The following is a 13,048-nucleotide window of genomic DNA, read 5'->3' as shown; positions in this document are numbered from 1 at the left end:
TGCCAACGGACTCAGATGACTCTATTTAGCGTAAACAGCCCATTATTGAATTCTTACGGACCCTAAAGGCGCTATTGCCCCAATAACACCCGTAATGCAGCACATTTTCGAAGAATAGCGTCAGTGGGGTCCGAAAAGTTGCCATAACAGCACTGAATCCACGAATAACGGCTCCTGGGTCCCTAAGTAATTAATGAAACAAGCCTAGCCGAAATGTTGAGTGTTAAATTCGGAATACTAAATAGTAAACAACGAATGATGCTTATTGAATTATGATATGCGGAATGCGGATTACAAAACGATCGGCGTTGAGTGCGGGGTGTTGAGTATTGAACGCTGAACGCTGAACGCTGAACGCCAACAGTCTAACATTGACCCTACGCTCCGACATTGGCAGCTCCTATCTAACGTTGCACAACTGGCATTAAAAACAAACTAAACACTCTAAAAAGCAAGCCGCCAAAATCCGGAGGTTTGCTTTTTTTATTTGTACTCATAGCTGATTATCCTTTGTAAAACATTAGAAAATACTAGCAAACACATGTTCCGATTAGTGTGGTTATGATATACTGAGGGGACGAGGAATCACTGAACTTTTTTAATTGGAGTGTAATCAATGGGTGGATATTTCACCCTGTATTCTATATATTTTCTCCGCTACGGAAGGAGTCTATCATTTATGCCGGTAACCTTTTTACTAGGCCGCTCGGGCAGTGGCAAGACAACAAAAATATGGGAATCTATCTCTTCTTCCTTAGAAAAGGAACCGCTTGGTGCGCCGATTATTATTCTTGTGCCAGAGCAAGGTTCTTTTGGAGCAGAACGGGGGCTTCTGACCGTAGGGAATGTGAAGGGAAGCCTTCGGGCGCAGACACTGAGTTTTTCGCGGCTTGCCTATCGTGTGAAGCAGGAAACTGGTGGCAGTGCAAGTCTGCCAATCAGTGAAGAAGGTAAGAAAATGTTAATTTACAAAATCATCAGTCGCCGCAAAGAGGAACTGAAATTATTCGGTGCCTCAGCAGACAGACCGGGTTTTGTGGAACGTCTGAACCAACTGCACACGGAGATGAAACGTTGCTGTTTGGGTTCCACTGATTTAGAGGAACAGCTGTCCGCTATGCGAGGAGCTATTGCAAGAAGTCCTATTCTTGAGGGTAAGCTGGATGATTTGCAGCTGGTATTTAGCGATTTAGAGAAGGAAATGTCCCGTCTTTATATCGATGAAGAGGATCGTTTAGCAGAACTGGCTGAGCATATTCCAGATTCCTCCTACATTCGCGGGGCAGAGATTTGGGTAGATGGGTTCCATGGATTTACTCCGCAGGAATTCGTAGTGCTTCGAGAATTGATGCAGCAAGCTTCGAAGCTGACGGTTTCGCTTACAATTGATCGTCCTTACCCCTATGGAGATCAGTTGAATGAGCTTGAATTGTTTCACCCAACTGCGGTTACTTACATTAAACTGCGTGGAATTGCTGAAGAGCTGGGCATTGATGTATGGGACGAGCTGCTGGAGCCAATGGTTCTTCCACGTTTTGAAGAAAGTCCAGTACTTGCTCACCTTGAACGGGGATATGATCGCCGGAAGGCTTGGATAGATGCGGATGAACTGGCAAGAGAGGCTATATCCATAGGCGCCGCAGTTTCGCACAGAGCAGAGGTTGAGGGAGCCCTGCGCGAAATGACTAGACTGGCGCGGGATGAAGGTGCAAAATATGGCGAAATGGCCGTATTGATGCGCAATATTGGCGATTACGAGCAGCTGGTTCAGCCGTTGTTCCAAGATTATGGAGTGCCATTTTTTCTGGACCAGAAGGTGAATGAGCTGCATCATCCGCTAGTGGAGTTTATACGTTCCGCATTGGATGTAGTGCGTCGTCGCTGGCGTTATGAGGATGTATTCCGTTGCGTAAAGACGGAGCTTCTGCTTCCGCTAGACGGTAGTATTACGCGTGAAGATATGGATGCTTTAGAAAACTATGTGCTGGCTTGTGGGATTCAGGGGTACCGCTGGACAGATGGCCGCTCCTGGAAAGGTATTCCTAGCTTGTCGCTGGAAGGCGGCAGACAGATGGATGATGAACTGCTTGCTACTATGGAACGATGCCGTGCTAGTATAACAGGTCCATTATTTGCTTTTGAGAAAAGAATCCAGAAAAGTCGTAGCGGTCTTGAACTTTGTACGGCATTGTACAAGCTGCTTGAAGAGACGGATGTTGCGCGAAAGCTGGAGAAACTCAGTGTTAAGTCTATGGAGAAGGGCCAACCCGAGAAGGCTAGGGAACATAGCCAGTTGTGGGGTGCGGTACTTGATCTTCTAGATCAGATAGTAGAAATGATGGGCAATGAAAGACTTGAGTTTGAAGTGTTCACTGGAGTTCTAGAGACAGGTCTTGCTGAACTTAAAATGGGACTAGTTCCGCCCGCACTGGATCAAGTATTGGTCGGCAATATGGATCGGACTCGCCCAACGGGGGTTAAATACGCTTTTTTGCTTGGATTTAATGAAGGTGTTGTGCCTGCGCAGTTTAAGGAAGATGGAATTCTCTCGGAAGGTGAACGCTCCGTACTAGAGAATGCTGGAATGGAGCTTGCTCCCGGCGCTTCTCGTAAACTGCTGGACGAGCGGTTTCTGATCTATAATGCACTAACGACAGGAAGCCGAAAGCTCTGGATTAGCTACGCTACAGCGGATGATGAGGGCAAAGCTCTCCTTCCCTCTGAGGTTATCCGGCATTTGCATAGAATGTTCCCAAGGGTTCAAGAGCACAGCTTGTCAGCACTTCCCCCTTCGGGACTACCTATAGAAGTCGGAAATCCTATCCATCTCGGTTTCATTGGTCAACCAGAACAGAGTCTTCGCGCATTGATTATGCAGCTGCGGCAGTGGCGCCAAGGAACAGAAATTCCGGAGCTATGGTGGGATGTGTATAACTGGTTTACTAAGAACGAAGATCGTAAATTTCAACTGGAACGTTTGCTAAGTTCACTGTTCTATCGTAATGAGGGAACGAAGCTAAAGCGTGGCACAAGCCTCAGATTGTATGGTGGCTCAACACTGCGGGGCAGTGTGTCCCGGATGGAGAAATTTGTTGCGTGCTCATTTTCCCATTTTGCGTCCTACGGACTAAGACTGAAAGAGCGCCAGTTATATAAGCTGCAAGCACCTGATATTGGACAGCTGTTCCATGCTGCGTTAAGTGATATGGCGATAAGACTGAAACAAGAGGGACGGGGCTGGGGCAGCTTATCTCCGGATGAATGTCGGCGTGAGGCCAGTGAGACAGTAGAACGGCTATCTCCGATGTTGCAGGGTGAAATTCTAATGAGCTCCAAACGTTACGGGTACATCTCCCGTAAGCTTAAGAATATTGTTGGACGTGCTTCTGTGATTCTGGGCGAGCACGCCCGCCGGGGCAGCTTTGAGCCAGTAGGGCTGGAGCTGGATTTTGGACCGGATAAGGAGTTGCCGCCTTTAAGAATTACGCTGCCGAATGGCTGTGTGATGGAGGTCGTTGGCCGGATTGACCGTGTAGACATGGCTCGTGGAGAGAACGGTATTCTTCTGCGGGTAATTGATTATAAATCGAGCCAAAAGGATCTCAAGCTGCATGAGGTGTATTATGGCTTGTCGCTGCAAATGCTGACTTATTTGGATGTGCTGCTGACATATTCGGAGCAATGGCTGGGGCAGCCGGCACTTCCAGCAGGCACACTTTATTTCCATGTGCATGATCCGTTGTTAACTTCATCCAACGGGATGAACAAGGAACAGGCTGAGCAAGAGCTGTTGAAACGCTTCAAGATGAAAGGACTGCTTACAGCAGATCGTGAGGTTGTCTCCCTGATGGATACGACTTTAGACAAAGGGTATTCTTCTATCGTGCCTGTAGCAGTAAAAGCTGACGGCAGCTTTTATAGTAGTGCCTCAGTAGCTACACCAGAGCAGTGGGGCCATCTATTATCCTCCGTTAGAGGGACGATCTCGGATATCGGGACACGGATAACAGAGGGTGATGTGGCGATTGAGCCGTACCGAATTGGGCAGGAGACCGCCTGCACATTCTGTTCCTTTAGACCTGTCTGCCAGTTCGATGAAGCTGTGGAAGGCAACAGCTATAACAATCTGGGTAAGCCAGGGAAGGATGTTATATGGGATCTGCTGTCCCGCAAAGGAGGAACTACACCTTGAGTATGAAGGCTGAAATAGAAGCGAAACCGGAAGGAAGTATATGGAGTGATGACCAGTGGCGCGCCATTGCGGAGAGCGGTGATGACATCCTCGTTGCTGCGGCAGCAGGTTCCGGCAAGACGGCGGTGCTGGTAGAACGGATTATTCGAAAGATCAGTAAGGAAGAGAACGGCTTCAGTGTAGACAGGCTACTAGTAGCCACGTTTACCAAAGCTGCGGCTGCCGAAATGCGGCAGCGGATCAGGGAAGCCCTTGATCGGGAGCTGGAGGAGAACGGGGAGAACGACCATTTGCGCCGTCAGCTATCCCTGCTGGGCAAAGCTTCGATTACAACGTTGCACTCCTTCTGTCTGGAAGTGATCCGGCGTTATTATCAAATGATTCCGATTGATCCGGGTTTCCGCATATTAAATGAGCATGAAGCGGAGATGATGCGGCAGGAGCTGCTCGAAGAGTTGCTGGAGGAAAAGTACGGTGAGGTAGGTGCGGATGGCGAGGACAGCATATTTGTGCAGCTCGCTGATTGGTTCAGTGGTGAACGCAGTGATGATGCAGTGCATGCGCTCATACAGCGATTGCATGATTACGCCCGCAGCCATCCTTGGCCAGCGCAATGGCTCCGTGATACTGCAGCTGATTTCTCATTGCCAGACACCGAAAGTCTGGGTGGAACGCCATGGGTGCTGAGCATTCTTGAAGAAGCGAAGCTGACACTTGCGGGTGCAGCCAGTCAGCTGATGCAAGGCCGGGAGATTGCACTACAACCGGGTGGTCCGGCACCCTATGCTGAGAATTTAACCACTGATCTTGAGATGGTAAATGCACTGCAGGATGCCGTAAACGAACGACCTTGGGCAGAATTATATGATATTTTTATGGAAGTATATTTTGGAAAATTAAAGGCTTGTAAGAAGGATTCGACAGATCCTGGACTGCAGGAGATGGTGAAGGAACTGCGCGACAGTGTGAAGAAGAGTATTTTAGATCTTCAGAAAGCATTGTTTGGCCGTCCGCCTGAGGTTTTTTTGAAAGAGCTGAACGAAGCGGCTCCACTGATGGCAGAGCTTGCAGAGACAGTGATAGCATTCGGTGAACGTTATAGAATTGAAAAAGCAGGAAGAGGTCTAGTCGACTTCAGTGATTTGGAGCATTATTGTCTGCAAATTCTACGCCATCCGGACTCTACGCCCGGTCATTCCCTGCCTTCTGATGCAGCTATGGAATACCGTGCTCAATTCGATGAGGTTCTGCTGGATGAGTATCAGGATACGAATAGTGTGCAAGAGGAGATTGTGCGGCTAATATCCCGTGAAACACCCGGTAACCGGTTTATGGTCGGAGATATGAAGCAAAGTATCTATCGATTCCGTCTGGCGGAGCCGGGGCTATTCCTGGATAAATACCGCAGCTTTGGCTCACACCCAATCGATGATCCATCTGAAATTACTAATGAATCGTCTAGCGGTTCGGTTATCGATCTGGCCCGTAATTTTCGCAGTCGCATGGAGGTTGTGAATGCCGTTAATATGATCTTCCGGCAGATTATGAATGAGACGGTAGCGGAGATTAATTATGACGAACGCGCTGAGCTTGTTTACGGAGCGAATTTCCCAGGTGCAGCAGAGAAGGGTCCCGATACCTTTTTTGCACCGGAGTTATTATTGATAGATCGTGGTTCAACAGCAGGGAAGTCAGAAGAGACTTCTGAAGACGGTGAGGCGCTACTTCAGGAGAGTGAAGCCATTGAGAGCGAGACGGCGCAGCTGGAAGCACGGGCAATTGCCCGGCGTATTTCACAAATGACGGGGATGACCGGTGGATCGCCGCTGCTTATCTACGATAAAGGACTCAAGATTATGCGCCCGGTTATTTACGGTGATATCGTAATCCTGCTTCGCTCGGCAAGAATCTGGACCCCTCTAATCATCGAAGAGCTTCGGATGGAAGGAATCCCTGCTTATGGTGATCTGAATAAAGGTTATTTTGAAGCTACAGAAGTGGAAATTGCACTCTCCCTCTTAAAAATAGTTGATAATCCTCAGCAGGACATTCCGCTGGCGGGCGTACTTCGTTCACCTGTGGTCGGATTAACGGAAGAAGAATTGGCTACGGTGCGTATGTGTAGTCAGGGTCCTTATTTTCAAGCAGTACAGATGGCGGTGGATATGCAAGATGCAAAAGAGGCTGAAGAAGAGTATGACCTCTTCTCGGCTCATGTGATTGAATCCGCAAGCACCGTCGAAAATAATGTTTTACCTGATAAAGATCTGCCGCAGATCAGTCCAGAACTGAAGCGCAAGCTTAGACATTTCCTAGAACAGCTGGAAAGCTGGAGAAATGCGGCTAGACAAGGTAGTCTCAGTGAGCTGATCTGGCGTATCTATGGGGAGAGCGGCTATCTGGAATGGGTTGGAGGACTGCCTGGAGGCTCGCAGCGCCAGAACAATCTTAAAGCTTTGTATGATCGGGCTGTGCAATTTGAGAATGACACCGCAGCGCGTGGATTGTTCCGTTTTCTGGTGTTCATTTCACGGCTTCGTGAGAATGGCGGAGATCTGGGTGTAGCTGGCGGTGGCGGTGAAGAAGGCAATGGCGTCAGAATCATGACCATCCATAAATCCAAGGGGCTGGAGTTCCCTGTTGTTTTTGTAGCCGGGATGGCAAAACAGTTCAATCGACAAGATTTGCATTCGCCATTTCTTATGCACAAAGAGCTTGGCTTTGGGCCGCGTTTTGTGGAACGGGAAACGCGAGTTAGCTACCCAACACTTCCTTATCTGGCTATTAACCGGCGTACACGGCTTGAATTATTAGCTGAAGAGATGCGTGTATTATATGTAGCGTTAACTCGTCCGAGAGATAAAATGATTCTAGTAGGCACTGTAAGAGATTTGCCGCGCAAAATCGCTAGCTGGAGCAGCGTACAGAACCGGGATGAGCTGCTGCTTGCAGATCATCTGCTGGCCCGAGGGCGCAGCTATTTGGACTGGGTCGGACCGGCATTGATCCGGCACCCTGCGGCGGCGGTTCTTCGTAAGCTGGGCGGTTCAGAAGGTACCGTCTCCACGGTGCTGCACAACGATGTCTCCAACTGGAGCATTAGTGTGCAAAATGCTTCCGAACTTAATTCTGGGGCGTTCCTGCCAACGGATCAGACTGAAGAGAAGGTAGAGGAACGGCAAGCTGTACTCGAAGCACTGCATAAGGGTGAAGCTGTAAATATATATGGAACAGAGACTAGCGATGAAATTGCTAGAAGACTGGAATGGAATTACCCGTATGCGGCAGCCTCAGGTATTCCGGCTAAAACTTCTGTTACGGAGTTAAAAGCGTTGTTGTCGTTGCAGGAGCAGCCCTCTTTTGATCTGCTGGAAGAAGGCAATTCTACAACCTCAATAGAAAACGATAAACGTCCAAGTGTTGCAGGTGCGGACAGTCTTCATTTGCGGCGTCCGAAATTTATGGAAAAACGCAGTCTAACCCCAGCGGAACGCGGGACAGCATACCATACAGTCATGCAGCATATTCCGCTGGAGGGCCCGGTTGATCCTATGGTTGTGGAAGAAACCTTAGCCCGACTTCAGAGAGTGGCTATTCTAACTGCTGAGCAGGTGGAGGCTGTAGCTCCCGATCAGATAGAAGCTTTTTATACTAATGAACTGGGACGTAGATTAATAGCTTCTTCTTGGAAGCTTAGAGAAATGCCGTTCAGTTATATGGTTCCCGCAGGTGAGGCTTATCGAGGGCTCGATTATATGAATGAAGCCGTCTCGGAGCTTTCCCCTGAGAACAATAAGGAAGGCTTTAGTGAGGCTGTGCTAATTCAAGGGGTCATTGACTGCCTGTTCCGTGAAGAGGACCGGATTATTCTGCTAGACTATAAGACGGACTCTGTATTAGAACATCAGGGCGGACTAGAGGCACTTAAGGAAAAATATCGTTTTCAGCTAGAGTTATACAGCAAGGCATTACATGATATTTTGGGAGAACCGATCAGCGAGATTTGGCTGTACTTTTTTGACGGCGATCATGCTGTGAAATTATAAATTATTCATTGCCGCATAGGAGCGGGGAAAGAGGACGAAGATGCGGATATTGCATACGGGGGATTGGCACTTGGGCCGTACGCTGGAGGGAAGAAGCCGCCAGAAGGAGCAAGAGCAGTTCATAGATGAATTGGTGGAGATCGCCGATTTTCATAAGGTGGATTTGATTATGATGGCGGGAGATGTGTACGATTCCGTTAATCCACCAGCGGCTTCGGAGCAATTATTCTATGAGGCTGCTGCCAGGCTGACTTCAGGGGGCAGGCCCCTTGTGGTGATTGCCGGCAATCATGACCAACCGGAGCGCGTATCTTCAGTCTCCCCGCTTGTATTAAGGCAGGGGATTACCTTGGTAGGACTTCCAACCTCAGAGCCAGTGACAGTTCATGCTGCGCGGACAGGTGAGATTGCCAAAATCGCAGCCCTTCCCTATCCCTCTGAGGCACGTCTCGGTGAGTTGCTTGCTGGGGACAGCGGGGAAGAGGAGCTTCGACTAGCTTACAGCGCACGGGTAGGCAAACTTATGCAACTGTTGGGACGGGAATTTACGCCACAAACCGTGAATTTGGCGATGAGCCATATTTATGTGCTTGGAGGTGTAGAGAGTGATTCGGAACGCCCAATTCAGGTGGGCGGGGCTTACACTGTAGACCCTTCTGCTTTATCCTGTGGAGCGCAATATACTGCACTAGGCCATCTTCATCGCGCTCAGCGTGTTAAAGGGGAAGGGATGATCCGTTATAGCGGATCCCCGCTGGCATATAGCTTTTCGGAAGCAGGACAAGCCAAGTCGGTGACACTGATTGATGTTGCGCCGGGCGGTGAGCCGACCTTCGAAGAAATCTATCTACGCTGTGGGCGTCCACTTGTAAGATGGAGCTCTACGGGGGGATTGCAAGAGGTATATAACTGGTTGGATGAAGGTAGAGATGCTTCTGCTTTTATAGATTTGGAGATTCGGCTCAGTGAAGCTATGTCGATGAATGATATTCAGCGACTGCGTAAATCACGTGAGGGGATCATTCATATTCGTCCGATTTATCCGCAAATGGAGCTGGAGCTCGAACAGATTTCCCGTTCACGTATGCCTGTACAAGAATTGTTCCGTAAATTCTATCAGCGCCAGACGGGCGGGGCGGAGCCGGAGGATCGTTTGATTGAGCTGTTCTTACAGCTAACCGAAGAAGAACGGCAGCAGCCGGAGGAAGGAGAGGAGAACTAAGGTGAAGCCTATTTTATTAAAAGTGGCAGGATTGCAGAGTTATAGAGAAATGCAGGAAATAGATTTTGAAAGTCTGTGTGAGACCGGGCTGTTTGGGATTTTTGGACCTACGGGCAGCGGCAAGTCCAGTTTGCTGGATGCTATTACTTTGGCGATGTACGGCAAAGTGGAGCGCGCCGTTAATGGAACACAGGGGATTATGAATCACTCTGAGGATTCACTCAGCGTGGCGTTTACCTTTGAGCTCACTTCTTCCGCTGGGGCACATCGTTATCGCGTTGAACGTAAGTTCAAGCGGACAGGTGAGCAAACAGTCAGTAACACCATTAGCCGTTTCATTGAAGTTACACCTGACGGGGATAACGTTATGGCGGATAAACTCGCAGATGTTACACGTTGTGTGGAAGAACATATTGGGCTCAAAATGGATGACTTCACGCGAGCAGTTGTATTGCCGCAGGGGAAATTCGCCGAATTCTTATCGCTTCGGGGCGTAGACCGCCGGCAAATGCTGCAGCGCCTGTTCCATTTGGAACAGTATGGCGATCAGCTTGCGTTGAAGCTTAGCCGACGGGTGAAGGAGAATGAGGCTGCGCTCCGCGCGCTCGAAGCGGAGCAGCAGGGGCTTGGCAGCGCAGGCAAAGAGGATGTAAAGGCAGCGGCGGAGCGCCTCGAACAAGCAGCCCAGCATGCTGCGGAATGCCGCCGCAAGCTGGAGGCGGCGCTGCAGGTCGCGGAGCGTTTCACGCGCATTCGCGAGCTGCAAGAGGAACGGACCCGCCGCGAATTGCAGCGGCAGGGACTGCTCTCCAAGGAGGAGGAGATTCTCCTCCTTGAACGGAAGCTCGGCCAAGCTGACGAGGCCGAGGCTAGGCTTCCCGCGCTGAAAGCATGGCGAAGCGCGGAAGACGCCTTCAAGAGCCGATTGACCCGCGCGGAGGGCCAAGAGGTGCTGGCCGCCGCTGCCGAGCAGGAGGCGGCGCGTGCCGCTGCGGCCGCGGCTGCTGCGCAGGCCGCGCTTGCGGCGGAAGAGCCGGCCCTCCGGCAGGGGGCCGACACCTACCGCCGCGCGCTCGAGCTCGAGTCCGAGCTCGGCGCCCTGCGGCGCGAACTCGCGGCTCTGCGCGAGCGCCGCGAAGAGGCCTCCCGCAAGCTGACGGAGCTGCGGGAGGGCATGGCCCGGGAGCGTGAGCTTTTGGCCAAGGGCCAAAAGCGCCAGCAAGAGCTGCAGCAGAGCTTGCAGCCGCTCGGTGTCCGCTCCCAGGAGCGGCAGTCTCTGCAAGAAGCGATGCAGAGACTGCAAGGGCTGCACTCCGCTGAATCCCAGTGGGATAAGGCGGAGAAGGAGCGCCGCGAGCGTGCCGCTGCACTCGCGGCTGCGCAGGCGCGCCTCGCGGAGGCCGAGGGCCGTCGCGGGCAGCAGGAAGCTTCTCGCGGGCAGCTGATCCGCGAGGCGGCGCTGCATCAAGAGAAGCTGCTGGCGACAGAAGAAGCTGCGTGCACCGCAGCAGAAAGTCTGGAGCAACATATCAGTTCTTTGGAAGCAGCCCTCAAGGGGTATGAGTTGCACAGACTCTCGCTTGGATTGGCTAAAGAATTGGAAGCAGGACAACCTTGCCCTGTATGTGGCAGCGAACACCACCCGGCCCCTGCTGTATTGCACGATAACGTAGAGCAACAGGAACTGGAGTTAAAGCTTCAACAGGCTCGGGTGTTGTCCAGACGTGCTTTGGAAGCACGCCATATGTTCCGTGGTCTGCGGGAGCAGGACCTGGTTTGGCTGGAGCAGGTGTTTGGTGATGGAGCTTTTGATACGGTAAATCATCCTGCAGCGGCAGGCTCAGAAGTCAGCACTACTGAGGTTTCCTCTACCGATATGTCCATTCCAGATGAAAAGGCTTTGGCAGAACTTGATGCTGCATTTTTAGTATTAAAAAGCCAGTCTGTAGAACTGCGCCGTACAGCGATACAGTGGCAGCAATCGATGCAGGAAGTTCAGCAGCTATGCCTCAAAGAAGCAGCGGGTGCCGAAGGTGAGCGAAGCTGGGTAGAAGGCCTAACCGCCAAAGCCGAGGAACTGAGTGGCCAACTAACCGCTTTGCGGCAGAACTGGGTACAGCAGTTCCCTGATTTGGCACCGGAAGAGGTAGAAAAAGCTTATCGTGAGCTGTTAGCCAAGGATGCTCAAGCTGAGGAAATTAGATCCCGACTGGAAATCAGTGTCAAGTTTCTGGATGAGAAAAGCGCTTCGGTGCAGAATCTTCAGGAGACCATCACCGGACTCGATAAAGAGCTTACTCAGTGGAATACACAGATGGAAGGCAAAGAAGAATTGCAGCGTGAAAAAGAACGGCGTCTTTTAGAGTGGACTAATGGCCGCGCTGCTGCCCCTCTTCTAGCAGAGTGTGAGCGTCGTCTGCAGGAATTGTTAGCAGCTGTGGAGACCAGCCAACGATTACATCTCACGGCAGCGGAAAAAGCTCAGCATGAGATCAAGGAGGCAGCGATTACCCGCCAGGCTGCAGAATCTGCTCGAGAGCATTATGTGACTTCAAGCCATCTGTGGGAGCAAAGCCTAACCTCTTCACCGTTTAGTTCGGCCGCTGAGGTTGAAGGAGCAGCTCTCGCACCTGAAGAACGGGAAATTTCTTCTTCTCGGGTACGTGCCCATCGTGCTGAAGAAGCTGAAGTCTCATTGCAGCTGCGCAATATTGAAGAGAAGCTTGACGGAGCCAGCTTAAGTGAAGAGGAGTGGCAAGTTAGCAAGGAGAGCTTAAGCGTGTGTAAGTCAGAGGATGAAATGTCGCTGCAAGCAAGAGCGCGCGCAGAGCGAGATCTGGAGGATCTGCGGCATCGGCATATTCGCTGGATGGAGCTCGAAGCCCAGCGGCTAGAACATGCTTCTCTACAGGATCATTTGTCCAAATTGCAGACGGTTTTACGTGGAAATGCTTTTGTTGAGTATATTGCGGAGGAACAATTGATGCAGGTATGCCAGTCAGCTTCCCAGCGGCTTCGTTTCCTGAGCAAACAGCGTTATGCGCTGGAGGTTGATTCGGGTGGTGGCTTTGTAATCCGTGATGATGGAAACGGTGGTGTAAGAAGACCGGTCTCCACGCTTTCCGGCGGAGAGACGTTCTTAACTTCCTTGTCACTTGCACTTGCTCTTTCGGCACAGATTCAGCTGCGGGGGCAGTATCCATTGCAATTTTTCTTTTTGGACGAAGGTTTTGGTACGCTGGATCCGGAATTGCTCGATACGGTAATTACCTCACTGGAAAGACTGCATAACGACCAACTGTCTGTCGGCATTATCAGCCATGTTCCAGAGCTTCGGGCACGACTGCCACGCAAGCTGGTAGTAGTACCTGCTGAACAGGGTGGAGGGGGATCTCGGATCCTTTTGGAAAAAATGTGAAGATCTATAATGTGTGTGATTCTTATCACAGATACAGTATCAACGCGCTGTTATAATACAGCTAAGCCGACATTACTTTAGAAACACCTCGGCGGACGTATGGCAGGGAATGAACTCCTTTTCATACGTCCGCCGCCGAATCAGCTTTATAAGCTGTGAAGGGTGTTTCT

General features: G+C 50.7%; 4 protein-coding genes. All 4 read left to right on the top strand.

The annotated features are described in order from the left end of the window. The first annotated feature begins 679 nt into the window (after positions 1–679). Genes addB through MHB37_RS24665 form a run of 4 tightly spaced genes read left to right on the top strand, consistent with a single transcriptional unit; the run spans position 680 to position 12,878 of the window. Positions 680–4,192: a helicase-exonuclease AddAB subunit AddB gene (gene addB / locus MHB37_RS24680; protein ID WP_076306381.1), complete on the top strand. Its 3,513-nt coding sequence runs from the start codon at positions 680–682 to the stop codon at positions 4,190–4,192. A gap of 2 nt (positions 4,193–4,194) precedes the next feature. Further along, entirely contained in the window at positions 4,195–8,238 is a 4,044-nt protein-coding gene (gene addA / locus MHB37_RS24675; RefSeq protein ID WP_405169622.1) for a helicase-exonuclease AddAB subunit AddA, read from the top strand. A gap of 40 nt (positions 8,239–8,278) precedes the next feature. After that, complete coding sequence (locus MHB37_RS24670; protein WP_076136581.1) at positions 8,279–9,460, top strand: exonuclease SbcCD subunit D; 1,182 nt, start codon at positions 8,279–8,281, stop codon at positions 9,458–9,460. Between the two features lies 1 nt (position 9,461). Beyond that, on the top strand, positions 9,462–12,878 hold the full coding sequence (locus tag MHB37_RS24665) for an AAA family ATPase (RefSeq protein ID WP_405168631.1): 3,417 nt from the start codon (positions 9,462–9,464) through the stop codon (positions 12,876–12,878). The last annotated feature ends 170 nt before the right edge of the window (positions 12,879–13,048 follow it).

It is taken from the genome of Paenibacillus sp. FSL H3-0286, from assembly GCF_045040705.1.
Classification (GTDB): domain Bacteria; phylum Bacillota; class Bacilli; order Paenibacillales; family Paenibacillaceae; genus Paenibacillus_AQ; species Paenibacillus_AQ odorifer.
Note: the sequence above shows the minus strand (reverse complement) of the source record. Positions and strands in the feature narration are given on the sequence as shown.

Coding starts and splice junctions, on each gene's coding strand:
- addB (WP_076306381.1), top strand. CDS start 680: ATGCCGGTAACCTTTTTACTAGGCCGCTCGGGCAGTGGCAAGACAACA.
- addA (WP_405169622.1), top strand. CDS start 4,195: ATGAAGGCTGAAATAGAAGCGAAACCGGAAGGAAGTATATGGAGTGAT.
- MHB37_RS24670 (WP_076136581.1), top strand. CDS start 8,279: ATGCGGATATTGCATACGGGGGATTGGCACTTGGGCCGTACGCTGGAG.